Here is a 25,800-nt window from a genome sequence, read left to right on the forward strand (position 1 = left end):
GGCGCTGTGTCAAAAGCGGACCTGCTGGTAACGACCCGATTGCGGAAACTGGCAAATATCCCATGTGACCAATATACTAGGCCGGCATGAGCAAAGACGCCGATCATAACCGGTCGGGTCATCACGATCAGGCCAGTTGCCAGGGCGGTCACCTTGGCGGGTATCGAGAGCCTGCTCGCGGTGGTAAGTACGACCTTGTTCCTTCGGACTACGAGGGGGCGGTATTCACCTGCCCGATGCACCCCCAGGTGCGTCAGACCCACTCCGGTCCATGTCCGATTTGCGGGATGGCGCTCGAACTCGAATCTGCGGCGCAAGCGGAAGAGGGTCCTAACCCGGAACTGGGTGATTTCACCCGTCGTTTGTGGATCGGAGCAATCCTTACCTTGCCTGTCTTGCTCATCGCCATGGGACCGATGATCGGCCTTGGAGCGATCCGTGAGGCAATCGGCCAAGGGCGTGCGCAATGGGCGGAACTGGTTTTTGCCACGCCGGTGGTGTTGTGGTGCGGCTGGCCTTTCCTTGAACGGGGCTGGAAGTCTTTTGCCTCGTGGAACCTCAATATGTTCTCGCTGATCTCCATGGGCGTAGTGTCCGCATGGCTGTTCAGCGTTGCGGCAGTCTTCGCGCCCGAAGTTTTCCCGGCAGGCTTCCGAGACATGCATGGCCATGTGCCGGTCTATTTCGAAGCCGCTGCGGTAATCATCGTATTGGTCCTGCTTGGGCAGGTAATGGAACTCAGGGCCCGCGAGGGAACGGGTAAGGCGATCCGGGCGCTGCTCGATCTTGCATCCAAGACAGCGCGCATCATTCACGATGATGGCAGCGAGGAAGAAGTTTCGCTCGAAGAAATTCAGGTCGGCAACTACCTTCGCGTGCGGCCGGGAGAAAAGGTGCCGGTCGACGGACGGGTCATCGAGGGTCACTCAGCCGTCGATGAGAGTATGATCACAGGCGAACCCGTTCCAGTCGAGAAGGCGAAAGGCGATCCGGTCACCGGTGCGACCATCAATGGCACGGGCAGCCTTATCATCGAAGCCCAGCGGATCGGCGCGGACACGGTGCTGAGCCAGATTGTCGAGATGGTCGCAAAGGCGCAGCGATCGCGCGCCCCGATTCAGAAATATGCTGACAAGGTCGCCGGTTGGTTCGTGCCGTCAGTGATCGGCGTCGCTTTCATCGCCTTTATTGCCTGGGCAATTCTCGGTCCTGAGCCTGCTCTCTCTTATGCGCTGATCGCGGCTGTTTCGGTTCTTATCATTGCATGCCCCTGTGCACTTGGGCTGGCGACACCCATGTCGATCATGACTGCGACGGGTCGCGGCGCGCAGTCAGGGATACTCATCAAGAATGCCGAGGCCCTGGAACGTTTCGAGACGATCGAAACTCTGATCGTCGACAAGACGGGCACTCTTACCGAAGGAAAACCGCGCCTCATCGCGGTCATCTCGGAAGGAGGCAGCGCCGAGGATGAGTTGCTACGTGTCGCAGCGACGCTGGAGCGCGGCTCCGAACACCCGCTTGCCGAGGCAATCGTGAGCGGCGCGCACGATCGTGGCTTGCAGCTTTCGAATACCGAGATGTTCGAGGCCATAACCGGCAAAGGGGTCAAAGGAGTCGTCGACGGGAAGTCGGTCGCGCTCGGGAATGCGGCGCTGATGCAGGACCTGGGGCTCGAGCCAGCGAGACTTGCAGAAGCGGCCGGTGCGCGCCGGGACGAAGGTGAGACGGTCATGTTCGTTGCCATCGAGCGCGCGCTTGCTGGCATGATCAGCGTGGCAGACCCGGTGAAAGAGACCACCCCCGCTGCCCTGTCCGCTTTGCACCAGTTGGGCTTCCGCATAATCATGGCCACAGGGGACAATGAGCGCACTGCTGTCGCCATCGCCAAGCGTCTGGGAATTGATGACGTGCGCGCGGATGTGCTGCCGGAAGACAAGGCGCGCATTGTTCGCGATCTGCAGCAGCAGGGCTACAAGGTCGCAATGGCGGGCGATGGCGTGAATGACGCTCCTGCTCTTGCTCAAGCCGATGTTGGCATTGCCATGGGAACAGGCGCGGATGTCGCGATCGAAAGCGCCGGGATTACTCTTGTGAAAGGCAATCTCGATGGCATTGTTCGTGCACGAAGACTCACGCTGGCGACGATGCGCAACATTCGCCAGAATTTGTTCTTCGCCCTCTTCTACAATGCGCTGGGTGTGCCTGTCGCTGCTGGAATTCTCTACCCTGTGATGGGTATCCTGATCAGTCCGATGATTGCCGCCTTTGCAATGAGCGCTTCTTCAATTTCGGTTGTGGCCAATTCTCTTCGGCTGAGGAGCATAAACATCTAGCTGACCGGCGTGTCCGCTTTCCACCCCAGCTTCTGACCGATCTGCCGAGTGGTGCGCTGACCTAAAGCGGACCAGCCGCTAACGACCCGATTGCAGCCGACCACAAAAATGGAAACTTGTCCGAAGGTTTACCGGCCGATCAGCTGAGCTAAATTGACTTTGTCCCTAACCCTTTCCATTCTCCAGAAGCACTCCGGGGGGGACACTTGCTGGAAAATGGAAAACCGCCAAGAGTGATAGGGCTCGGTGGAGCTGTACTCCTCAACCTTAACGGTGTGATCGGCGCTGGTATATTTGCGCTGCCCGCAATTTTATACGCGAGCGCAGGTACATTCGCACCGGTCGCCATTTTGGTATTCGCCGTATTCTACTCCTGTTTGGCAGCCATCGCAGCTAAACTGTCGACCGTATTTCGTCAGTCAGGCGGCCCACAACTCTACGCCCAGCACGCATTCGGGCCCATGGCTGGTTTCATGGTTGGTTGGTTCATTCTGTGCACCAACATGGCAGGTCGAGCCGCAAATTTTCATGTGCTTGTTTCTTACTTGGCTGCAATCTTCCCGATTTTCGATGGGCCAATTATGAGACCGGCAACAATCTTATTGCTCGTTGCCACCTTCATGATGATCGGCATCGTTGGAACCAAGAGGTCCATTTTTGCGATGTGGGCTGGCACTACGATCAAACTCGCACCGCTCATTCTACTTTGCGTCGCAGGCTTCGGAGTCAACGGATTGCCATCCGAGATTATCTTGCCGCAGTTTTCTGAGATCGAAACTGTAGCAATCTTGCTGGCGTATGCTTTTTCGGGTGCTGGCGCAGCAACAGTGGTGGCTGGAGAATCGAAAGAGCCACGGCGCACCATTATGCGTTCGATCTACTTGAATATAGCCATTGTCGCGATTCTTTATGCAACAATCCAACTTGCTTACATCGTGATCAGTCCGGACCCTGCACAGACGGAAAGTCCACTCGCTGCAGCAGGATATTCCCTGCTTGGTCCAGTCGGAGCTCTCATCATTAGCTTAGCGGCCATCTTTTCGATCGCGACAAACCAGCTTTCGAATTTTGTTGCGATGCCACGGATCGCCTACGGGATGGGGCGTAGGGGGCTGCTTCCCAACATCTTCACTTATGTCTCTCCTAGGTTTGAGACACCGGCAGCAGCAATCGCAATTTATTCGGGAATCGTCGCCGTTTTAGCCATGTCAGGAACATTCGAAATCTTGATTACTCTTGGCGTTGCGGTTGAACAGCTCATCCTCTTCATAATGGTTGGCTCGTTACTGATAATGTGGAAGCGAAATGATGGCGGCATAGCTGATGAAATGGGACTAAGATGGGCGCTGATCATTCCAGTAGCGGTAAGTCTCATCGTGTGGCTAACAATGCAGGTGCCTGCTAGCGCTGTTCTTTCTACGTCAATCCTTATCGTATTCGGCTTGCTGCTATATGGTCTTTCGAAGCGCAGGGCCGTTCAACATGAGCCAGTATTGCTTCCCGAAAAACGAGGCAGCTAATTAAGGAAAGTCCGTTCCCGACCCGATTGCGGACGTCCAATGGCGCCAAATATATTTTCCCGTCGAGCGCGGGATGAACTCTTCTTCCAAATTCTGTAAGACAGAGTGGTCGAACGTGACTCCAAGAGACGAGGGCGCGATGAAAATTACCGGACGATGTTTCTGCGACAGCTTAGAATATGAAGCTGAGATGGACCCAGGTCACGTCGGGATTTGTCATTGCCGAGACTGCCAGATCTTTAGTGGCTCCGCATTTCGAACGGTTGGTGCCGTTGCTCCAGCCAATTTCCGATTTACCAAAGGTCATCCGGTCTATTTCGACAAGGTAGGCGACCTCGGCGGGACGCGACGTATGGCTTTTTGCGGTGAATGCGGCACACACATCTGCGCTTTGCCAGCTGACAATTCTGCGTTTCCATTCATAAGCTTGCGAACGTCAACCGCAGACCAATTCGAACAGTTGGTCCCGGTTGTTGAGGGCTTTTGCGCTTCGAAAGTATCTTGGCTTCCAGCGCTAGAGGGAATGCAGCAGTATCAGAAGCAGGTTGAGAATTGATCCGCCGGCCCTGGGAAATGAAAATAGCGTCCGCTTTCCACCCACTTCGTGACAGCTTCACCGAGCAGGCGCTGTGTCAAAAGCGGACCGGCTGGTAACGACCCGATTGCGGACATACTTGCATCAGCCGATGATTTTTCTAGTCTGTGTGGATGGATGAAGAAAAGCGCGCGCTCCGTCATAAGCTTAAGAACACTGAGCAGGAAAAGATCGTGCTCAGGAAAATGGTCAAGCGCGCCGCCGAAGAGATCGATCAACTGGCGGAGGCCGAATGTTCAGAGGACGCTGTCGATAATGCCAAGTTGCAAGCTGAACGATTGAGGAAAGCCAGCGAGGCAGGGTCCGCCTAGGTTCCGCTTTCCCACCCAATTCGAGACTGATTTACCGAGCTAGCGAAGTATTAGGAGCGGACGGACGGCTCACGACCCGATTGCCGAGGTTCAGCCGATCGCAGATGCTACGGCGGCCAAGAATGCCACTAGTGCTTCAAACAACACCCAAATCGCGGCAATTACACCGTAGGTGGCACCCAAGGCCCACTTGGTAGTCGCTGCGGCGTAACCAGCACCCACGGCGGCACCTATTGCGCAAAGCCAAATGATCGCGGTCCCAGCGCCCCACACTACGCCTAGAAGAACATAGGTCATAGCAAACGCGGCAACCGACGCCACGGCACCTGCGATTGCTCTCGTTTTGGGCGTAGGAGTGTCGGCTAGACTAGTAACCTTTGCATATCGCTTACTGAGACGACCCATCACTGCTTTTAAGCAGTTGTCATTTAAGTTCGCAATGTCCGCTTTCCACCCATCTGATGCCGCTTTCACCGCGCTAAGGATGCGCCAGGAGCGGACCAGACGCTAACGACCCGCAAGCCGACCTAACCGAAGTTTGCGAAAACGCGGCATCGGATTGTAGAACCCCTCTCGCAGTCCGGGAGGTTTGTCTTGCCATTTACTCTAGTGTCCAGATGTATCGCCGCTAGCGTCCTTGTGGCCTCGACCCTTGGACATTGCGTGGTTGCGCGCGAGGCAAGAGCCTCAGAGATTGAAGCTGCTAAATCCGACGTAAGGTCAATCGAAGAACTCGAAAACCGGATCGCTCGATGGGCCGCATCGGATGAGATCGTCGGTGCGGAATTATTGATATTCGAGGGTGACCAAATGATCGCCAGCCGGGCATTTGGCTGGCAAAATCGGGAAGTTGGCGCGAAATTGGAAGTCGGCGCGATATATCGGGTCAATGCGATGACCAAGCCCGTCATCGGTACCGCGGTACTACTGCTTTCAGATGATGGATCGCTGCACTTGGACGATCCGGTGTCGTCCTATTTGAAATCTTTTGACACTGAGGCGCTTCGTTCGATCACGATCAGGCAACTGCTATCAAATAGGTCCGGCCTTGGCGGCTCAACGGGCAGCGACTCCAGATTGCCAAAAGGGTTCAATGCTTATCCAGACCTTGCGACTTTGGTCGAGGCAATTGCGGCAATTCCTAGAGACTCTCTCGACCATCGATTTCAATACAGCAACAACAATACTGCCGTGTTGGGCCACCTGGTCGCGCAAGTGTCGGGTATTTCGCTCGAGCAGTTCATCGCGCACCGAATCTTCGAGCCTCTCGGCATGATAGACAGCCATACCCGCTTCAGTCCGCAAGCACCGTGGGCAGACAAAGTGGTTTCAACCTACGCATTGCAGCCTGAGAGCTGTAAGCACGAACGCGTCTGGTCGCCTGCGGATGTGCAATCCGCGCCCTATTTCCGCCCTTCAGGTGGCCTCTATACCACTGCGCATGACTATTCTCGCTTTCTTTCGATGTGGCTCAATGAGGGCCGTTTCGATGGCCAGCAATTTCTGAAAGAGGCCACGGTCAAGGAGGCTCTTCAACCCATTGGGGATCGTTTGATCTACAATGAAGGGAGTGCGTTCGGCCTTCATTGGACGATCTACGACCCCAATTCGGCTCAAGGGATGCCGAGCATTTTTGGGCAGGGTGGATCGAATGGTACCCTAGCCATCGCATTCCCACGTACTGGCAAGCTTGTTCTCTACTTCAGTCAATCGCGGAATATCTATAACCGGGCGCGCTTTTATCAGGAGCTCGGCGAGACAGAAGGTTTCCATGAGATAAGGTCGATCTGGGCTGGCGAGATTAGGGATGCTTGGCGCGAAGCTATCGAAGCGGGCCGTGTTCCTGACGAAAAACTGGCAATGGAGTTGGTTGGCAATTACTCCATGGGACAGCACTCTTCGCTCAGGCTAGAATGGCGTGACGATACACTGACATTTGTCACACATAGGGGAGATAAAGGTCGCTTCTTCACGAGCCCCGAAGGCGATCTTCTCACTGGCAATTGCGAAGCCTCCATTCGCAGGCTTTCGATTGAGCGAAGCGATGACGGGAAGATCTTCGCACTTAATGGGAAGATGGAGAACGGAGCCTCGTTTCGCCTCCTTCGCAGCGACTGATTGTGAAAGTGTCTTTGCGTTGGGCAGCTCGAGAAGAAGCAATTTTTTGGAGCAATCCGCGAATTTTCTGTGTGTCGGCTAACCACCCACAATCAGACAATCGTGGCGCTCATTACCGGTGCAAAGCTGCCGGTCTGCTTTTGGGTATTCTGTGGGAGAACCTGAACGTCCGGAATGGGGGCGCAAAGCGGCCGCTGCCTCTTTGCCACGATCGACTTTCTCATCAGCTGAGGCTTATTCCGCCTGCGGCGGTTGCGCTCAACCCTCTTTGAAGAAACTTCAAAGAGGGTTGAGCACTCAATGGGACCATACCTGGACGGGGACGAAAACCGACCTATGTTGCTACAAACTGAGAATTCGGTTGTGCAACACCGGAAGGGGTAGCTGCGGCGTCAAGAGTCTCCTAAACCTTTGTTTTAATAGGGTAACTTTGGCGAAATTATGTGCTACAGCTAGCGAAACCGCTCAGACTGTTAAATATATCATGTGGGAATCCGTCAGTTCATTCCCGTCAAAGCCCTCACCAGCAGGAAACCACCACCGATAATCAGGACCCAAATCAATGCGATCTTGAGCATTCGGTTACCGGAAAGACTCGGATCCCGCCGCATGCCCATCAGGTAAGCGACAACCAGCGCACTTGCCATAGCTGCCCAGGCGATCGTTCCGCCGTCCATATTCATACCTTCACCTCCAACCCGTCGAACCCGACGCTTACACCAGCTGGCACCTTCGCGCTGAGCGCCTTGTAGTCCATCGACTTATCCAGGTGCGTCAATACCGTCCGCTTGGCCTTGATCTTGCGCGCAAGATCCAGCGACATTTCGAGGTGCGCATGGGTGGGATGCGGGCGCTCTCTCAGACAGTCGACTACAAGGAGGTCGCAGCCCTTGAAGCACTTGACCATCGCAGGCGTAATTTCACTGAAATCAGTCGCATAGACAAGGCACTTGCCGTCGGCTTCGAACCGGAATCCCGTGCTCTTGGCCGGTCCATGAGGCATTCTCACGTGATCGAATGAGAAGCCCGCCACAAGATGCGCTTGCTCGAGATCCTTGAGTTCGACGATCGTCGGGTACCCGAACTGGCCTTCGAAGACATAGTCGAACCTGCGCCTCAACCGTTCACAGGTCACGCGGCCGGCGTATCCGGGCAGCGGATTGCTTCGGTCGTATCGCATCACGCGCAAATCATCGATGCCATGGCAATGGTCGGCATGGTCGTGTGTCCAGAAGACCGCATCGACCTTCTCGATCCCGTTGGCGAGGAGTTGCGCGCGCAAATCCGTGGACGTGTCGACCAGAATGCGCTGCCCGGCGTCGTTCTCGACGATGATCGATACCCGCGTGCGCCGGTTCTTCGGTTCGTTCGGATCGCAGCTGCCCCAGTCATTGCCCACGCGCGGGACGCCCGTGGACGTACCCGAACCGAGCATGATCAGCTTCACGAAGCCGCCTTGCTGAACAGACTGTAGAAATTGCGCGTGGTATACTCGGCAAGTTCCTCAAGGGTTTCGCCGCGCAGGTCGGCAATGAAGGCGGCCGTGTCGCGGACATATCCCGGTTCGCAGATCTTACCGCGGTGGGGAACCGGAGCGAGGAAAGGACTGTCGGTTTCCACCAGCAGCCGATCCTGTGGAACCGTCTTCGCCACTTCCTGCAGTTCCTTCGCGTTCTTGAACGTGACAATCCCGGAAAGGGAGATCGAAAGGCCGAGATCGAGCACCGCACGGCCGAATTCCTCCGACGCAGTGAAGCAGTGGATCAGCGCGGGAAACGCGCCCTTGTCCATCTCCTCGGCAAGGATGGCCAGAGTATCATCCTCCGCATCACGCGTGTGGATGATCACCGGCAGACCGGTCTCGCGCGCGACGTCGATATGGATACGGAAGAGCCGCTGCTGTTCGGCACGGTCCGAGTGGTCGTAATAATAGTCGAGACCCGTCTCTCCGATACCGATCACACGGGGATCACGCGTGGCGTCGAGCAGTTCTTCACGGGTAAGGTCGGGATGATCGTCGGCATTGTGCGGATGGATTCCGACGCTGGCCCAGACATCGGGCTTGGCATTGGCCGTGCCGACGACCTGATCCCACTCCGCCCGCTTGGTCGAGATATTGAGGAAGGCCCCCACCCCTGCCCCGCGTGCGCGGTCGAGCACGTCGGACTGGCTTTCGACCAGTCCTTCGTATTCGAGATGGCAGTGGCTATCGACCAGCATCAGGCGCCCTCTTCTTCCGGCATTTCGAGGCGCGGGAAGGCGGGCGTGGGTTTGTCGACGATATGGCCGGCGGCTACCAGCTCGTTGAACCAGCCTTCGTCGGACAGATCGGCATAGGTTCGCCGATCAGGCCTGACGCCAAGCTGGTCGAGGACCGCGGCGGCCTTGGTCGGAACCACGGGCTGGATCGCGATGGCAAGGTCGCGGATCGCGAGGAACAGCGTCTGGAGGACAGCCTTCATGCGTTCCGGATCGGTCTTCTTGAGACCCCAGGGCGCCTGTTCGTCGACATAGGCGTTGCAGGCGAACACGGCCTTGAGCCAGGCTTCGATACCGACGCTGAAATTCAGCGCCTCGAACTCCTTCGGCAGGGTGACATTGCAAGCTTCGCGGACCGTAGCGAGCAGGGTCTTGTCTTCCCCGCTGGTCTCGAATGCCTCGAGCTTGCCGTCCATGTTCTTGTGGATCATCGAAAGGGTCCGCTGCGCAAGGTTGCCAAAGCTGTTTGCCAGTTCGGCATTTACCTTGTTTACAAGCGCTTCGGCAGAATAGCTGCCATCCTTTCCGAAGACGACTTCTGCCATCAGGAAATATCGCAGCGAGTCCACTCCGAACAGGTCGACCAGCTCGTTCGGGTCGGTGACATTGCCTGCTGATTTCGACTCCTTGACGCCACGATTGAGCAGGAAGCCGTGGCCGAACACCCGTTTCGGCACTGGAATATCGGCGCTCATCAGGAAGGCCGGCCAGTAGATCGTATGGAAACGGACGATGTCCTTGCCGATGAGGTGAAGGCTGGCGGGCCAGTACTTGTCCCACATTTCGCCACCATCGGGATAGCCGACACCGGTGATGTAATTGGTCAGTGCATCGACCCAGACATACATGACGTGGTTTTCATGCCCCGGGACTTTTACGCCCCAGTCGAAGCTGGTGCGGCTGACCGACAAATCTTTGAGACCACCTTCGACGAAGGCGATCATCTCGTTGCGGCGGCTTGCAGGCTCGAGGAAGCCCGGCTTGTTCAGCAATTCGAGCAGCGGCTCGGCATATTTGGAGAGCCGGAAGAACAAGGTTTCCTCCTCGGTCCATTCCACCGGGGTATCCTGGGGCGAGAGCTTCTCGCCGTTCGGTCCCTCTTTCAGCTCCTTCTCGTCGTAATAGGCCTCGTCGCGAACCGAATACCAACCTTCATAGCGGTCGAGATAAAGGTCGCCCTTGGCTTCCATCGCTTCCCAGATCGCACGGCTCGCCTTGTGGTGATCCTCGTCGGTCGTGCGAATGAAACGATCATAGGTGATGTCGAGACGGTCGAAGAGGTCCTTGAACGCGCCAGACATCTCGTCGGCAAGCTCACGCGGGGTCTTGCCCAGATCGCGGGCCTTTTGCGCCATCTTCAAGCCATGCTCGTCAGTGCCGGTCTGGAAGCGCACATCGCGCCCCATCAGACGCTGGAAGCGCGCGATGACGTCGGCAGCGATCGTCTCATAGGCATGGCCAATATGCGGCTTGCCGTTGGGATAGTGGATCGCGGTCGTAATATAGAAAGGATCAGCCATTGCCGCGCTCGCTAGCCGCGCCTGCCTGCGCGAGCAAGGTTCCGATTTCCATTCCGAGCAATCCCGGGTCGAAATTGTAGGTCGGCTGTTCGCCGGTCAGCCGGACAAGCTGGGCATGGGTGCCGACGAGCTGGCGGGGATCCGGGCCTGCCTCGTCGATCCGTTCGGCAAGGATTGCGCGCGCAAGATCGAGAACCGCCTGAAGGCGCGGAATGTCCTGTTTGGCACCGATGGCGCCTGCAAGCTGTCCGCGCAGCGAGAAATCGCGATCGCCATCCTCTACTATCCGGCGCATCAATTGAGCGACCTTGCCGAGATCGAGGTTCACAAAGGAAAGAGCAGCGCCCGGTGATCCTGCAGCGGCGGCAATGGCCGCATCCCGGGTCGCGATATCGGCCTCCGGTGCGAGATCGCGCAGGAGCTCGTCCATCCGATTCCTGTCCACGGCAGGAAAGCGTAAGGTCCGGCAGCGCGATCGGATCGTTGGAAGCAGCCGAGCCGGGCTGTGAGCCACAAGCATGAAGAAAGTCCCGACAGGAGGCTCCTCCAGGCTCTTGAGTAGCGCATTCGAGGCGGACACTTCCATGTCGTCGGCAGGATCGATGATGACCACGCGATGGGCGCCCATCGTCGGGCGCGTGTTCAAGCGGCGTTGTATCTCGCGAACCTGTTCGACCTTGATGCCGCGTGCGAGTTCGAAAGGCTTTCCGTCATCTCGCTTCTTGGCTTCATCCTTGTTCTTTGGGCCATAGGTCAGCGTGATGATGTCGGGATGGGAGCTATCTTCGGAACTCACGCCGAGGAATTCGCGCGCAGCAGCCTGTGCAAAGCTGGCCTTGCCCACACCCTTCTTGCCGGCAAGCAACCATGCGTGATGCATCCGTTCGCCGGAAAGTGCTGAGCGCCATGCAGCCCATGCCTCGTCATGTCCGACGAGGTTCATTCGGTCAGTCCCGCGATGAGGGGTTCGATCGCTGACATGACGCGTGAATGTACCTCTTCGACCGTTCCGCTGCCGTCGATTACGGCAAAGCGATCAGGTTCCTCTTTTGCGAAGTCGAGGAAGGCCTGGTTGACCGCAGCATGATAGTCGTCGCTCCTGCCCCCGATCGCATCGGAAGTCTCTCCGTCACGTTCGCGAAGCCGCTGCCCTACCTCTTCCGGTCGCGCATCGATCACGAGGGTGAGGTCGGGCAGGAGGCCGCCGCTACCAACCGCGTGAAGCTGGCGGATCTGATCATCACCCAGTTCGCCCGCTGCGCCCTGATAGGCCCTGCTCGAGTCCAGGAAACGATCGCACACGACCCATGCTCCGCGCTCGATTGCAGGAACGATGAGCCGTGCGACATGGTCGGATCGTGCGGCCGCGAATAGCAGGGCTTCGGCTTGTGCGCCCCAGCCCTCGCCCGGCGGATTGAGCAAAAGCGAACGGATAGCTTCGGCGCCGGGAGTTCCGCCCGGTTCGCGGGTCAACTCGACCTTGAGGCCCCTCGCTCGGAGAGCTTCGGTTAAGAGACGACCCTGGGTCGACTTGCCCATACCCTCGCCGCCTTCCAGGGCGATGAATTTGCCCTTTGTCACGACACCCAGCTCCTCAGGCCGTTTATCGCGCGCTCGAAGGCGTTCGCGGTATCGACGTCCTCTTCGGCGAACAAAGGCACCTCGTAATCCGGCATGCCCTCGATCGACACGAGGAACCGCGCGACCAACTCACCCTTCGTAATCGGAGCCCTCAGAGGGCCTTCATATTGCAGGCGGACTTCGACTTGACGCGCCTCGCCCCTGGGCAAGTCGATGAAGACACCATCGGGTGCGACCAGGCCCACGGAGCCTTGCGAGCCGCCTTGGACATCTGCTTCGGCAACACGCGCGCCTGCTCCGAACAAGGCCGTTTGCTCGAATGCCGCGAAACCCCATTCCAGCAAGTCCCGAGCAGCCTGATCGCGTACACGCGCACGCGGGCTGCCCGCGACGACCAGCACAAGACGTCGGCCATCGCGCGAAGCCGACCCGAGGAACCCGTAACCGGCCTGGTTTGTAAAACCGGTCTTGATCCCGTCAGCCCCGCGAACCACGCCGCTGATCGGATCATGATTGGGCTGATTGATGCCATTGTAACTGAACGAAGGTTTGCCGACGAAATGTCGGTACTTTACCGGATGGCGCCGCAGCATCGCGGTGGCGAGCGACCCGAGATCCCTCGCCGTTACGAAGGTGCGGCCCTCGTCCATCCAGCCATTCGGTGTCCCGAAATGACTGTCGCGCATGCCGATCTCGGCAGCCTTGGCGTTCATGGCCGCGACCCAGTCCTCGACCGACCCGGCAGAACCATGGGCGAGCAAGGCAGCACCGTCATTCGCGGACACCGTCGTCACACCATGGATGAGCTCGTCGACCGTCACCGGCTCGTTTGCCGCGAGAAACATGGTCGAGCCGACGTTCTTCCATTCACGCCAGAGATCGTTGGGCGGCGTGAAGCTTTGTTGCGGAGCGATCTTGCCTTCCTCTAGCCATTCGAAAGCGAGGAAAGTGGTCATGACCTTGGTGATCGAGGCCGGCAGGAAACGCCGACCCGCTTCACGTTCGAACAGGACCTGTCCGCTAGTCACGTCATATAGATAGGCGATTGGGGCAGCATCCGCCGCCGGAGGAGCCGGATCGCCGGACTGCTCCTTCAGCGGAGTTGCGCCCATCACGGCAAAGGCAGCGGTGGAAGCAAGGGCAGTTCGGAAAAGTCTTCGCAAGCCGGTCAATGCGCCGGATGTTTCCGGCGTCTCCCTAAATGGAAATGATTGGGCCAAGCTATAACCGCCCGCCGCAGCATTGGCGAGCGCCACCCTGCCCTTTCCACCGAAGGATTAGCGGGCGATCTCGTCAGCCAGCAGTCCCACGCTCATCGCGTAATAATTCGAGCAGTTATACTCGAGGATGACGCGATAATTGCTGGTGAGGAGGTACGCAGACGTGCCCGGGCCATCGGGCTGGAACAAAGTTACGAGCGTGTCTTGCGCAAGCGGGATTTGCGGTTGGATTCCGAGCGCCCTCCACTCGGCGACCGTCTTGTAGACACTGTGACGTTCGTGAACCCGCGAGCAGGTCGGTGCGACGATCTTGGTACGGTATTCATCGACGTCGAAACCGCCCGGGACATAGGCGCGAACACCCCAAGACAATCCCTCACGCCAACCGGCGTCTCGGAAATAGTTCGCAATCGAAGCGAGCGCGTCCACCGGCGAATTCATGATGTCTGCACGGCCATCGCCGTTACCATCGGCTGCAAGGCGCAGGTAGACGCTGGGCAGGAACTGCGGGTTGCCGAAGGCCCCGGCCCAGCTGCCCTTCAATTCGCTGCGGCTGTAGCCCTTGTCCGCCACCTGCATCAGCGCGACGAACTCGGAGGAGAACAGCTCGCGCCTGCGTCCTTCCCATGCAAGGGTTGCCAGCGACTGCGACAGATCGAAACCGCCCTTCACCCTGCCATAGGCCGTTTCATGACCCCAGATGGCAACGACGATTTCCGCGGGCACACCGTATTCACGCTCGATCCGTGCGAGCGCGCTGCGGTAGTTCGCGAATTCCCTCTGACCACCGCTGATCCTCGCACGATCGACGTGCCGTGCGATATAGGGGGCTAGCGGGGGGTAGCCCGAAGTTGTCGGCGTGCCTGGCTGGTCGCGGTCCAGTTCGATGACACGCATGTTCGGCGAGAGATCGGCGGTCATGCGCTGCAAGGTCGCCTCGCTCACACCTTCCGCGCGTGCCCGGGCGATCAAGAGCTGGAGATAGGCATCGAACGACATGTCCTGCGCTGCCGCCGGCGCAGCCGGCATGGCCATGAGGAGAGCTGCGGCGGTGGCTGCGATGCGAGTAAACTTCATGCGGTTACACTCGCACGAGAAAGCTGAACGGTAAATGGCATGTTTGCCATACGCGCCGGATTCGAAAGCGTTTCCCTGGACGTCGATAAGAGTTTGCGGCGTGACAATCCGGCGAGAGCGCGCTAGCGGGCCAATTGCTCGCGGACAGGTGGCAGAGCGGTTGAATGCACCGGTCTTGAAAACCGGCAAGGGTGCAAGCCCTTCGTGGGTTCGAATCCCACCCTGTCCGCCAGCTCTTTCAGATCATTTCAGGATTGCTGGGACGGGTTCACCAGCGAAGTGGCGCGCCGATAGGACGCCGGATAGTCATCCGGCTGCACGCTCGACTGGTTCTTCAGCGCGATATGGTCTTCGACGATTCCGCCGTCGCGGGCTGCTTCGTCGTCCTCATCGAGACCCTGCGGGTCGTCATCGATTTCATATTCCATTTGTCGCTCCTCACCTAACCAACGTCGTTGGGAGCGAAAAGCGTCGGCAGTTGCGGCAAGACGCCTTGAAACTGCGCCGGAATGTCAGGACATTATGCGATAGCGGGCCAGTTCTTCGTAATCGTCGCCGCATGCGTCGGCAGTCTCGCGATATTCGCCGTCGAGCACCGGCATCTCTTCGGAAGGCTTGCCGAAGCCGGTCGAGCTGTTGACCTTGTCATACCAATGCTCGCCCCAGATGCCGTCTTCGGGGTGCGGGCCTTTCTTCCAGTGCAACATGCCAGCATCCCATTCGATGCCGAGCGCCGCACACAACTTGCCGAGAACTCCTGCGGGATCGGCGAGGATGTCATCCGAATCCACCACGGGCGGGACGGTCCCCGTTCTCTCTGCCTCGAACTCGAAATAGCGCCTCATCTGCGCGAAGCCGAGCATCTCGGGCCGGCGCAGCTCGTTCTTTTTGCGATAGCTTGCCACAACCCGATCGGGATCACGGATGAGGAATGCGTGCCGATGGCTCGTGAATGCAGCCAGGGCGACCGGCCCAGTCATGTGGTGCGGCATGTGCTTCTGATACCAGATCGGTTCGCCACCCGGCGCCTCGCCCGACAGGCTTTCGAGCACGGAATGCCAATTGCAATCCATGCTCTCGATCGTTTCCCGGGCCATCGGGTGCGGTTCTCCGCTCGCCTTGAGGAATGCGCCGTAGAAAGGCTCGTCGGACACCGCGCAGTCCGCACGCGCGCCGAAGCTACGCATCATCGCGGTCGATATGTTACGCGGACCGGACCACATCGCGATCCTGATCGTCACGAATGGCCTCCGCCACCCGTGTCGAGGGCCAGACGGTCGAGATAGAGCCCCTGCAGGCGCTCGACCATCGGCCCCCTGCTCTCGCCGAGTATCCTGCCATCGACCGAGCCCACCGGAGCAACGCCCGCAAAGGTCCCGGTGGTAAAGGCCTCGTCCGCACCATAAACGTGAGTAAGTGAGAAGTTGCGCTCGCGGACGGTGATGCCTGCCTCTCGGGCTACCTCGATCACGATGCCCCGCGTGATACCGTCGAGGCAGTAGTCTCCGCTCGACGTCCAAATCTCGCCATCCTTCGCGATGAAGAAATGGGTCGAATTGCAGGTCGCCACAAAGCCGTGGGGATCGAGCATCAGGCCCTCGTCCGCGCCGGCCTGCGCAGCTTGTATGCAAGCGGTGATGCAGTTGAGCTTGCTGTGCGAATTGAGCATCGGGTCCTGTACGTCGGGGTAACCCCGCCGGACATGGACCGTGGCCAGCTTGAGCATTCGGGTCGCCGTTTCCGGAGCAGGCTCCTTCCACTCCGGTATGATCACAATGGTCGCAGGCGTCACGACTACGCGCGGATCCTGATAGGGCGTGGAGCGAATGCCGCGCGTCACCATCAGGCGGATATGTACCCCGTCGCCATCCATCCCGTTGGCTTGGAGGACCGCGTAAAGCCGCCGCACCATCTCCTCGCGCGAAATGCCCAAGTCCATGTGGATTGCCTTGGCACCGCGCCACAACCTGTCGAGATGACGGTCGAGGAAGGCCAGCTTGCCGGCATGCAGGCGGATGCCTTCCCAGACACCGTCGCCGAGCATGAAACCGCTGTCGAAAACACTGATCGTGGCATCGGGACGCGCAAAATGTTCGCCATTGATGTCGATCAGGACATTCTCGTTGCGCTCGTCGGCAACGTAGTGGTGAGTTCCCTGCGTCATGATCCTCTCTTCAGGATTTCGTCCATCTGTTCGCGGAGGACCGGATCCCATTCTGCGCGGAGCTCCTTCACGCGCTTCATCAGCGGTTCGTTCTCGTGATAGGGAATGTCGAGCCGATAGAGGCTGGCGACTTCGGGCATGAACTTGCGGTCCATTTCCTCCCACGCATCCATCGCCGCCGTTGCCTGCTGGCGATCCATTCCCAGCGCCTCGTAAGCCGAGCGGCCCATGCGCAGGGAGCTGTCGTAGGTCTCGCGGATGATATCGCGGCAGCCATAGGCCCACAGCTCGTAGACATGGTTGCGATCGATTGCCCGCGCGATGATGTGGACATCGGGATAATGCTGCGTGACGTGTTTCACGAGGCGGTCGATCTGCTCGCGTTCGTCCATGGCGACGACCAGCAGCTTGGCCTTTTCGATGCCCGCCGAATGGAGGAGATCGGGCCGCGTGGCATCACCAAAATACGTACGGAAGCCGAACTTGCGCACGATCTCCAGCTGCTTGCTGTCATAGTCGATCACGGTGGTGGAATAGCCCGCCGCCTGGATCATGCGATCGACGATGCCGCCGACCCTGCCTCGCCCGGCGATGATGACCTCGTTCTCTTCCTCGATCGCATCCGCCTCGCGCGCTTCGCCGTCGGTGCAGTAGGCATGCGCGATGACCTTGTCGTAGAGGATGAACAACAGCGGCGTGACGAGCATGGTAAGCGCAACGATCAGGAGCAGCAGGTCCGCCAGCGCTTCGGGCAATACCGCATTGGCGACCGCAAATGCGATCAGGACGAAGGCGAACTCACCTGCCTGCGGAAGGCTGAGGCAGAACAGCCAGAGCGCCTGTTTGCGAAGGCCGTAGAGCCAACCCACCACCAGCAGCACGAGAAACTTGGCAGCGATCGTGACGGCGGCCCAGAAGACCACGTCTTGCCACATCTCGCTTGCGAGGACGAAGTCGATGCCGGCGCCGACGGTGATGAAGAACAGGCCGAGCAACAGTCCCTTGAACGGATTGATGTCGCTTTCCAGCTCGTGCCGGTATTCGCTGGTTGCCAGCACCACACCCGCGACAAATGCGCCAAGTGCGGGTGATAGACCGACAAGTGACATCAGCAGCGCTATGCCGATCACAACTCCCAGCGCGGCTGCGGTGAAGAGTTCGCGCAAATTGGCGGCCGCGATGTAACGGAACAGGGGCCGGATCGCGAAAATGCCGATGGCAATGACGCCAGCGACCGCAGCGACGCGCGATAACGCTGCAAGCCAGACCGGCATGTTGGCCGTAAGGTCGATACCACCGTGACCGTGTCCGCCGCCTTCACCACCTGCGCCGGCATAGAGCTCGGGCATTGCGAGTATCGGCAGAAGTGCGAGAATGGGGATTACCGCCACGTCCTGCACGAGGAGGACCGAGAAGCTGGCCTCCCCGCCCTCGCTCTTCATCAGGTTCTTTTCGGTCAGGGTCTGGACGATGATCGCGGTCGATGAGAGCGCGAGGACCATACCCATCGCCAGTGCCGTCTGCCACGGATTGGCATCGAGCAGCGCGATCCCGGTGATCGCCAGCGTAGTAAGGAGCACTTGCCCTCCCCCGAGGCCCAGCAGCTTGCCGCGCATGGCCCAGAGGCGTTTGGGTTCCATCTCAAGGCCGATGATGAAGAGCATCATTACCACGCCGAATTCGGCGAAGACCTGCAGGGCTTCGACATCGACGTTGAGGCCCGCGAGAACCGGACTGATCGCCATGCCGGCGAGCAGGTAGCCGAGGACCGAGCCGAGCCCGAAGCGGCTTGCCAGCGGGACAGCGACGATCCCGGCCACGAGGATGAGGAAAGCGAGGATCAGGAAACTGGTCACTGTATTCTCGCCCTCCCCCTATCGAGCATCAGATATGCAGCGCCCTGCCGTAGCTCGCAAGCACGCTTTCATGCATGCTCTCGCTGATCGTCGGGTGCGGGAAGACGGTGTTCATCAGTTCGGCTTCCGTAGTCTCCAGCGTCTTGCCGACGACGAAGCCCTGGATCATCTCGGTGACCTCTGCGCCAACCATGTGCGCGCCGAGCAGTTCGCCGGTCTTGGCATCGAACACGGTCTTCACGAAGCCTTCCGCCTCGCCCAGCGCAATGGCCTTGCCGTTGCCGATGAAGGGGAAGGTGCCTGCCTTGACGGTGTAGCCCGCTTCCTTGGCCTTCGCCTCGGTCAGGCCGACGCTGGCGATTTGCGGATGGCAATAGGTGCAGCCCGGGATGTTGCCGCGGTCGAGCGGGTGCGGATGGACGTCCTTGTTGCCCAGTTCCTTGGCAATTGCCTCGGCAGTGGTGACGCCCTCGTGACTCGCCTTGTGCGCAAGCCACGGGCCGGGGGTGCAGTCGCCGATGGCCCAGAGCCCCTTGGACTTGGTGCGGCCATAGTCGTCGATCTGAATGAAGCCGCGGTCCATCTCGACCAGCTTTTCCAGCCCGACGTTCTCCGTGTTCGGCACGATGCCGATGGCGGTGATGCAGTGGGTGAACTCGGTCTCCGAAACCTTGCCGTCCTTGGCCTTGACCTTGGCCTTCACGCCCTTGTCCGACACCTCGAGCGCTTCCACACCCGCGCCGGTCATGATGGTCATGCCCTGCTTGGTCAGGCTCTTTTCGAGGAAGGCGGAGACGTCCTTGTCTTCCACCGGCACGATCCGGTCGAGCATTTCGACCACGGTCACGTCGCAGCCCATGTCGTTGTAGAAGCTGGCGAACTCAATGCCGATCGCGCCCGAACCGATCACGAGCAACTTCTTCGGCATCTCGGGCGGGGTCATTGCGTGGCGATAGGTCCACACGCGCTTGCCGTCGGCAGGGGCGAACGGCAGGTCACGGGCGCGCGCGCCGGTGGCGACGATAATGTGCTTGGCGGTGAGGTTTTCCTCGCCCTTCTCGCCCTTCAGGGTGAGGCTGGTCGGGCCGGTCAGCGTGCCGGTCCCCATGTGCACCGTTATCTTGTTCTTCTTCATCAGGTGCGTAACGCCTTGGTTGAGCTGCTTGGCTACGCCGCGGCTGCGCTTCACCACCGCTTCGAGGTCGGCTTCGATCTTGCCCGCGATCTTGAGGCCATAGTCGCTCGCGTGCTGGGCATAGTGCAGGATCTCCGCCGAGCGCAGCAGCGCCTTGGTCGGGATGCAGCCCCAGTTCAAACAGATGCCGCCGAGCAGTTCGCGTTCGACGATGGCGGTCTTCAGGCCCAGCTGCGCGCAGCGGATCGCCGCGACATAGCCGCCGGGTCCGGAGCCGAGAACGATGACGTCGTATTGGGTAGCCATTTTGATTTAGCCTTCGGTTGGTCCGACAGGATGAAACGGATGGAACACGGTCCTGGCGCTAAAAAGCGCGGGAAGGTCGCGAGGGGAAACGGAATAGGTATTCGGGTGCGGGATGACGGCGCCGATCATGCGGGCACCATGCCATGCAGCCGCGTGTCTAGGACAGCGCTCATGCCCAGCGCTCCGCAACCGCGCGGGGACGGTTGTTCTCGTCGAGCAGCACGAATTTGAACGTGCCCTGCGCCACTTTGGTCTCGGCCTCGCCATTACGCTCGCGGGCGATGGCTTCGGCGGTGATGGTGAGCGAGGTGTTTCCGGTCGCCGCGATCTCGCAGTAAACCGACAGTTCGTCGCCCACCTGCATCGCGCCGGGGAAGGCGAAATCGGTGGCCGAGACGACCACCGCCTTGCCCTTCCCCTCGCGGCTCGCGAGCGAACCTGCGCCAAGTGCCATCTGGCTCATCAGCCACCCGCCGAACACCCCGCCATAGGGGTTGGTGTCGGCAGGCATGGCCGTGACGCGGATGAGGGGCTGGCGGTCAGTCATCGCTAGTAACCTTTGGCGGTAGAATTGCTTGCAATTCTTCGGGTACTTTCACGTCGAACCGCTCAGCAACGAATGCCAAATGCAGGCCATAGCCAGACCGCAAGCGCCCTAGAGCATCTTGGAAATCCATGCTCCCGCCCATTCCGTCCAAATGCCACCCGTCTAGAGGACGATCGTCTTTCAAATCTAAGCGGTTCATGAACTCACGCGCCCCAGCGCGCATTGCTCTGATGTGCTTACGGAGAACGGAATTCTGACCTAACTTCGATGCTAATTCAAAGAGGCACGAGCGAATGTCGATAATCGATTCAACGCAATGGCGAGGGTCCTCTGCGTAATATGGATTGTAAAGAACCCTTCGATCCTCGAGATACAGCATCAACTTGTTGGCAATGTCCCGTTCCGACTCCGTGGCAGTCCATTGCGCGCCAAAAATAGGCGTAGAGAACCCGGTCAATCGGGAAGCGAACTGTTTCAGACGCGGTGCCGTCAAACCAGCAGCCCCATCGGGTTTTCGACCAGCTGCTGGAAGGCCTGCATGAATTGTGCACCGTCCGCGCCGTCGATGGCGCGGTGGTCGAAGCTGCCGGTGGCGCTCATCACGGTGGCGACGCCCAGTGCGCCGTCGATGACGTAAGGACGCTGCTCGCCTGCGCCGACCGCGAGGATCATCGCCTGCGGCGGGTTGATCACCGCGTCGAACTGCTTGGTGCCGAACATGCCGAGGTTGGAGAGCGAGGCGGTGCCGCCCTGGAATTCATGCGGCTGCAGCTTGCCGTCGCGTGCCTTGCCCGCAAGCTCCTTCATCTCGGTGCTGATCTGCGCGAGGCCCTTGCGGCCCGCATCGCGGATGATCGGGGTGATGAGGCCCGAAGGCGCGGCCACGGCGACCGAGATATCCTCGCGCGTGTACTGGTAGAGCTCGTCGCCCTGGAAGCTGACATTGCACAGCGGCACACGCTGCAGCGCGCGGGCCTGCGCCTTGATCAGCAGGTCGTTGACCGACAGCTTGATGCCGTCCGCTTCGAGGCTCTTGTTGAGTTCGCTGCGCAGCTTGAGCAGCGCGTCGAGGCGCACGTCCACGGTGAGGTAGATGTGCGGGATGGTCTGCTTCGCCTCGGTCAGGCGGCGCGCGATGACCTTGCGGACATTGTTGAGCTTCTGCGCTTCGTAAGGCGCATCGAGATCGCCGCCCATGGTGGCGGGCTTGGCCGGAGCGGGCGAGGATGCGGCAGCAGCTTCCTTGGCAGGCGCAGCGCCGGGCTTCGCATCCTCGACATCCGCCTTCACGATGCGGCCGTTCGGACCCGAACCGGTGATTGTCGAAAGATCGAGACCCTTCTGCTCCGCGATACGGCGAGCGAGAGGGCTGGCCTTGATGCGGTTGCCATCATCGCTCTTCGGTGCAGCGGGAGCAGGTGATGCGGCAGGAGCGGGAGCAGGCGCAGGTGCAGCCTCTTCCTTCGCTTCGGCAGGCTTCTCAGCAGGAGCAGGAGCCGCATCGCCCGACGGTGCCGCAGCAGCAGCCTCGTCCAGATCCTCGCCTTCCTCGGCGAGCATGGCGATGACCGTGCCGACCTTGACGCCCTCGGTGCCTTCCTCGACCGCAATCGAGGCGATCGTGCCTTCATCGACGGCTTCGAATTCCATCGTTGCCTTGTCGGTTTCGATCTCGGCCATGATGTCACCGGCGGAAACGGTATCACCCGGCTTCACCAGCCACTTGGCGAGCGTGCCCTCTTCCATGGTGGGCGACAGGGCGGGCATCTTGATCGGCGTGGGCATGGTTTGACGTTACGTCCTCGCTGGGAATGTGTTGCGCCGGTCTCTGGCCAATTTGGCGCGGAGCCGCAAGGTCCTTGCGCAGAATACGAATTAGCTTGTAGTCGGTGCCCCTCGGAGGGAGCCGGACTTATGCGAATATACCTCGTCGTGATGGACGAAACGGAAGAGGCCAAGCAGGCCCTGCGCTTCGCCTCGCTGCGCGCGATGAAGACCGGCGGATCGGTGCACATCCTCGCCCTCGTGCCGCAACAGACATTCAACGCATTCGGCGGGGTGCAGGCAACCATCGAACAGGAAGCGCGCGAACGCGCCGAGGTAATGGCCAATAACGCAGCGGGCAACATCTTCGGCGAGATGGGCAAGATGCCGGTGATCACCGTGCGTCCGGGATCACCGGCCGAAGTTATCCGCAGCTATATCGAGGAACACGGTTCGATCGCCGCGCTCGTGCTCGGCACGGCGACTGACGGCGGCAAGGACCCGCTCGTCACCCACTTCGCCGCTCATGCGAATAGCCTGCCCTGCCCGCTCTATATCGTGCCGGGCAAGCTCAGCCGCGAGGAACTAGACGAGCTGGCCTGATCGCTCAGGTCAGCGTGCCGCGCGTTGGGTAATCATTCTCCAGCGTGAAGGTCAGGCCGCTCAGCAAATCATCGAGATCGGGACGCGTAAAGGGCGCGTTCTGCACCACTGCGAAATGCAAGGTGCCATCGGGCTTCACGAGGAACAGGCCCGGCTCGCTGAACGTGTCGGGTTCCTCGCTGCCTTCGCGCTTTTCCGAAATGTAGAGGCCCCATTCGCGGGCCTTCTGCTCGGTCATCGAATGGGCGAGCGGGACGTCGCCAGTGTCCCATTCCTCGTGCGAGACAGCAGCACGCTCGGGACTGTCCATCGACACTGCGAAGACGTTGATCCCCTTATCGGTGAAGCCGGACAGCTTGCTGCCCAGTTCGGTCAGATATTTCTTGCAGATCGGGCAATGCTTGCCGCGATAGAAGACCAGCATGGTGAAGGCATCGGGCGACTGCTTCGACAGTTCGAAGCGCGCATCGATAGTCAGCGGCAGGTCGAGGTCGGGGACTTTCTGTCCGGGAATGAGCATGGATCATTTCTCCTTTGCCCATTCAATGGAGAGGCCACCGCCTGCGTTCCGCCTACTTCTTCTTCCGACCCTGGTGACGGATATTGCCCGGCCTTCCGCGCTGGCCCTGCTGGTGCTTTTGCCGCGGAGCGCCCTGCCCCTTCTTGAAATGTTTCTTCTTCGGCGGCGGACGGTTGCCGCGCTTTTCGATGGGCGCGCCCTCGCCATCCGGCAGTTCGAATTTGAGCGCACCCGTCAGGGCGTTGGACTCAGCCAGCCTCAACTTCAGCCTGTCCCCCACGGCATAGGTCGTGCCCGTGTTCTCGCCAACGAGTTCGCGCGCGCCTTCGTCGTAGCGGAAGTATTCGCGGCCCAGCGTCGTGACCGGGACCAGCCCGTCACCACCGAGCTTCTCGATCGTGGCGAAGAAACCGAAGCCCTGCACACCGGTGATGCGCGTGTCGAAGACCTCGCCCACGCGGCCCGAGAGCCATGCCGCGACATAGCGGTCGATCGTGTCACGCTCTGCCTCCATCGCGCGACGTTCGGTCTGGCTGATCGCATCGGTGATCTGGTTCAGCGCGGTACGATCACGGTCCGAAAGCCCCGAGCCGTCGGGTATCTTGCCCTTGGGTGCAGGCTGTTCGAGCTTGTAGGAATCGACCAGCGCGCGATGGACCAGCAGGTCGGCATAGCGCCGGATTGGCGAAGTGAAGTGGGCATAGCTGCCCAGCGCCAAGCCGAAGTGACCCGAGTTCGCAGGGCCGTAATAGGCCTGCGTCTGGCTGCGCAGGACGGCCTCCATGATCAGCGCCTTTTCCGCCGGATCGGAGATATCCTTGAGCATGCGGTTGAAGAGGCCCGGCGTGATGACCTGCCCCATGGCGAAACTGCGGCCTTGGCTGGCGAGGTATTCCTTGAACGCCATCAGCTTTTCGCGGCTCGGCGTCTCGTGGATGCGATAGACCACCGGTGCGGCCTTCTCTTCGAGCGCCTTGGCCGCTGCGACATTGGCCGCGATCATGAAATCTTCGACCACGCGGTGCGCGTCGAGGCGTTCGCGCACGGCGATTTCCTCGATCTTGCCTTCGTCGTTCAGGCGAACCTGCCGTTCGGGCAGTTCCAGATCGAGCGGATCACGAGCCTCGCGCGCCTTGTGGAGCAGCTTCCACGCGCCCCACAGGTTCTTGAGCACCTCATCGGCGCTGTCATCGTCGATGGCCTTCTGCGCATCTTCATAGGCGATGTTTGCAGCAAGCCGCACGATGGCGCGGGTGAAGCGCCACTTGGTGACCTTACCCTCAGGCGAAATGCGGATGTGGCAGGCCATCGCCGCCCGGTCCTCGTTCTCGACCAGCGAGCAGACGTCTGCCGAAAGGATTTCGGGCAACATGGGCACGACGCGGTCGGGGAAATAGACCGAGTTGCCCCGCTTGCGGGCTTCCTTGTCCAGCGCGCCGCCCGGCCGGACGTAGAACGACACGTCCGCAATCGCGACGATAGCCTTGTAGCCACCCTCGCCATCGGGCTCGGCCCAGATCGCGTCATCGTGGTCACGCGCGTCGGCGGGATCGATGGCCACGATGGGCACATCGCGCAGATCTTCGCGCTTCTCCTCGCTTAGCGGGAGTTCGGCCACGCGCTGCGCTTCTTCCAGCGCCTCTTCGGGGAAAATGTGCGGGATGCCGTGCTTGGCGATGGCAATGAGGCTGAAGCTCTTGGGGGCGAGCGGATCGCCAATCACTTCGACGACCTTCACCTTGGCGCGCGGCGATTTGCCCATGGGCTCGGCAAGCACGAGCTCGCCTTCCTTGGCTTCTCCGAGATCGCCGATGGGTGAGGAATTGCGGACGCGCTTGTCCACCGGGGCGAGCCAGGGCTTGCCGCTGCCGTCCATCTCGACGACGCCCATCAGGCCCTCGGTCCGCGCAGGCAGCTTTTTCATCGGGTGGGCAATCCAGCCCTTCCCGCGCTCCTCGGTCCGGCCGAGGAAACGGTCGCCTCGCTTGAGGGCGGCAACTTTCTTGCTTTCCTTGACGACGACCCGAGGCGGCTTGTCGGGGGCATCCGGAGACCATGCCTCAGGCACGGCAATCGGCTCGCCATCCTCGATCTCGACGACCTTGAGCACGGTTACCTTGGGCAATCCGCCCATCTTGTGAAATGCGGTCTTCCTGCCGTCGATAAGGCCTTCTTCGGCCATCTCCTTGAGGCGTTTCTTGAGCGCGATCTTTTCCTGCCCCTTGATGCCGAAGGCCTTGGCGATTTCGCGCTTGCCTGCGGGACGATCGGAGCTCTGGATGAATTCGAGTATCTGTGTTTTCGACGGAAGACCCTGCGGCCTTCCGGTCCTGTTCTGTTTTTTCATGCGCGTCATATGGGGACGCGC

General features: G+C 59.9%; 24 protein-coding genes and 1 tRNA gene. 7 read left to right on the plus strand and 18 right to left on the minus strand.

The genetic code is table 11. From position 1 onward, the window contains the following. Positions 1–86: 86 nt before the first annotated feature. The 5 genes from K3165_RS01595 to K3165_RS01615 all read left to right on the plus strand — a co-directional run bounded on the left by K3165_RS01595 (position 87) and on the right by K3165_RS01615 (position 6,880). Positions 87–2,336, plus strand: coding sequence for a copper-transporting P-type ATPase (locus K3165_RS01595; RefSeq protein ID WP_221547123.1), 2,250 nt, complete (start codon positions 87–89; stop codon positions 2,334–2,336). 206 nt (positions 2,337–2,542) lie between these two features. Next, entirely contained in the window at positions 2,543–3,856 is a 1,314-nt protein-coding gene (locus K3165_RS01600; RefSeq protein WP_221547124.1) for an APC family permease, read from the plus strand. 139 nt (positions 3,857–3,995) lie between these two features. Further along, complete coding sequence (locus K3165_RS14210; protein WP_221547125.1) at positions 3,996–4,412, plus strand: GFA family protein; 417 nt, start codon at positions 3,996–3,998, stop codon at positions 4,410–4,412. Between the two features lie 152 nt (positions 4,413–4,564). Beyond that, on the plus strand, positions 4,565–4,762 hold the full coding sequence (locus tag K3165_RS01610; RefSeq protein ID WP_221547126.1) for a hypothetical protein: 198 nt from the start codon (positions 4,565–4,567) through the stop codon (positions 4,760–4,762). Between the two features lie 639 nt (positions 4,763–5,401). After that, a complete protein-coding gene (locus K3165_RS01615; RefSeq protein WP_221547127.1) occupies positions 5,402–6,880 on the plus strand; it encodes a serine hydrolase domain-containing protein in 1,479 nt (492 codons plus the stop codon). A 497-nt stretch (positions 6,881–7,377) separates the two neighbouring features. On the opposite strand, the gene K3165_RS01620 is transcribed toward K3165_RS01615, so the two are convergent. From K3165_RS01620 to K3165_RS01655, 8 genes are all read right to left on the minus strand, one after another. Continuing rightward, positions 7,378–7,563, minus strand: coding sequence for a hypothetical protein (locus K3165_RS01620; RefSeq protein ID WP_221431160.1), 186 nt, complete (start codon positions 7,561–7,563; stop codon positions 7,378–7,380). After that, a complete protein-coding gene (locus K3165_RS01625; RefSeq protein ID WP_221547128.1) occupies positions 7,560–8,327 on the minus strand; it encodes an MBL fold metallo-hydrolase in 768 nt (255 codons plus the stop codon). Before K3165_RS01625 ends, K3165_RS01620 begins: the two co-directional genes overlap by 4 nt. Continuing rightward, positions 8,324–9,100 carry a TatD family hydrolase gene (locus tag K3165_RS01630; RefSeq protein ID WP_221547129.1) on the minus strand — a complete coding sequence of 259 codons (777 nt, stop codon included), beginning with the start codon at positions 9,098–9,100 and terminating at the stop codon, positions 8,324–8,326. The genes K3165_RS01625 and K3165_RS01630 overlap by 4 nt, the downstream gene beginning before the upstream one ends. Continuing rightward, entirely contained in the window at positions 9,100–10,659 is a 1,560-nt protein-coding gene (gene metG / locus K3165_RS01635) for a methionine--tRNA ligase (protein ID WP_221547130.1), read from the minus strand. Before metG ends, K3165_RS01630 begins: the two co-directional genes overlap by 1 nt. After that, positions 10,652–11,602 (minus strand): AAA family ATPase, encoded by a 951-nt coding sequence (locus K3165_RS01640; RefSeq protein ID WP_221547131.1) that lies wholly within the window; start codon positions 11,600–11,602, stop codon positions 10,652–10,654. The genes metG and K3165_RS01640 overlap by 8 nt, the downstream gene beginning before the upstream one ends. Beyond that, entirely contained in the window at positions 11,599–12,240 is a 642-nt protein-coding gene (gene tmk / locus K3165_RS01645) for a dTMP kinase (protein ID WP_221547132.1), read from the minus strand. The genes K3165_RS01640 and tmk overlap by 4 nt, the downstream gene beginning before the upstream one ends. Next, positions 12,237–13,352: a D-alanyl-D-alanine carboxypeptidase family protein gene (locus K3165_RS01650; protein WP_221548290.1), complete on the minus strand. Its 1,116-nt coding sequence runs from the start codon at positions 13,350–13,352 to the stop codon at positions 12,237–12,239. Before K3165_RS01650 ends, tmk begins: the two co-directional genes overlap by 4 nt. 165 nt (positions 13,353–13,517) lie before the next feature. Beyond that, positions 13,518–14,537, minus strand: coding sequence for a lytic murein transglycosylase (locus tag K3165_RS01655; RefSeq protein ID WP_221547133.1), 1,020 nt, complete (start codon positions 14,535–14,537; stop codon positions 13,518–13,520). 142 nt (positions 14,538–14,679) lie between these two features. On the opposite strand from K3165_RS01655, the gene K3165_RS01660 reads away from it, so the two are divergent. Beyond that, positions 14,680–14,769 (plus strand) — tRNA-Ser (locus tag K3165_RS01660). Between the two features lie 16 nt (positions 14,770–14,785). On the opposite strand, the gene K3165_RS01665 is transcribed toward K3165_RS01660, so the two are convergent. From K3165_RS01665 to K3165_RS01700, 8 genes are all read right to left on the minus strand, one after another. Further along, complete coding sequence (locus K3165_RS01665) at positions 14,786–14,965, minus strand: hypothetical protein (protein ID WP_221547134.1); 180 nt, start codon at positions 14,963–14,965, stop codon at positions 14,786–14,788. Between the two features lie 84 nt (positions 14,966–15,049). Then, complete coding sequence (locus K3165_RS01670) at positions 15,050–15,778, minus strand: sulfotransferase-like domain-containing protein (RefSeq protein WP_221547135.1); 729 nt, start codon at positions 15,776–15,778, stop codon at positions 15,050–15,052. Then, the gene (locus K3165_RS01675; RefSeq protein ID WP_221547136.1) at positions 15,775–16,701 is read right to left on the minus strand and encodes an aminotransferase class IV; all 927 of its coding nucleotides are present in this window, start codon (positions 16,699–16,701) and stop codon (positions 15,775–15,777) included. Before K3165_RS01675 ends, K3165_RS01670 begins: the two co-directional genes overlap by 4 nt. Next, positions 16,698–18,557 (minus strand): cation:proton antiporter domain-containing protein, encoded by a 1,860-nt coding sequence (locus tag K3165_RS01680; protein WP_221547137.1) that lies wholly within the window; start codon positions 18,555–18,557, stop codon positions 16,698–16,700. The genes K3165_RS01675 and K3165_RS01680 overlap by 4 nt, the downstream gene beginning before the upstream one ends. Positions 18,558–18,585: 28 nt before the next feature. Next, positions 18,586–19,998: a dihydrolipoyl dehydrogenase gene (lpdA, locus tag K3165_RS01685; protein ID WP_221547138.1), complete on the minus strand. Its 1,413-nt coding sequence runs from the start codon at positions 19,996–19,998 to the stop codon at positions 18,586–18,588. Between the two features lie 169 nt (positions 19,999–20,167). Next, complete coding sequence (locus tag K3165_RS01690) at positions 20,168–20,545, minus strand: acyl-CoA thioesterase (protein WP_221547139.1); 378 nt, start codon at positions 20,543–20,545, stop codon at positions 20,168–20,170. Further along, positions 20,538–21,002, minus strand: coding sequence for a DUF6650 family protein (locus tag K3165_RS01695; RefSeq protein ID WP_221547140.1), 465 nt, complete (start codon positions 21,000–21,002; stop codon positions 20,538–20,540). Before K3165_RS01695 ends, K3165_RS01690 begins: the two co-directional genes overlap by 8 nt. A 32-nt stretch (positions 21,003–21,034) precedes the next feature. After that, positions 21,035–22,330 carry a pyruvate dehydrogenase complex dihydrolipoamide acetyltransferase gene (locus tag K3165_RS01700; RefSeq protein ID WP_221547141.1) on the minus strand — a complete coding sequence of 432 codons (1,296 nt, stop codon included), beginning with the start codon at positions 22,328–22,330 and terminating at the stop codon, positions 21,035–21,037. A 129-nt stretch (positions 22,331–22,459) separates the two neighbouring features. Between K3165_RS01700 and K3165_RS01705 the strand changes: the two genes are divergently transcribed. Beyond that, complete coding sequence (locus tag K3165_RS01705; RefSeq protein WP_221547142.1) at positions 22,460–22,912, plus strand: universal stress protein; 453 nt, start codon at positions 22,460–22,462, stop codon at positions 22,910–22,912. Positions 22,913–22,916: 4 nt separating this feature from the next. Here the strand turns inward: K3165_RS01705 and K3165_RS01710 are convergent, their stop codons facing one another. Together K3165_RS01710 and rnr are read right to left on the minus strand one after the other, a co-directional pair. Next, a complete protein-coding gene (locus tag K3165_RS01710) occupies positions 22,917–23,432 on the minus strand; it encodes a peroxiredoxin-like family protein (protein ID WP_221547143.1) in 516 nt (171 codons plus the stop codon). Positions 23,433–23,484: 52 nt separating this feature from the next. Next, positions 23,485–25,788 carry a ribonuclease R gene (gene rnr / locus K3165_RS01715; protein WP_221547144.1) on the minus strand — a complete coding sequence of 768 codons (2,304 nt, stop codon included), beginning with the start codon at positions 25,786–25,788 and terminating at the stop codon, positions 23,485–23,487. Positions 25,789–25,800: the final 12 nt, after the last annotated feature.

The organism is Qipengyuania xiamenensis, from assembly GCF_019711495.1.
Lineage (GTDB): Bacteria > Pseudomonadota > Alphaproteobacteria > Sphingomonadales > Sphingomonadaceae > Qipengyuania > Qipengyuania xiamenensis.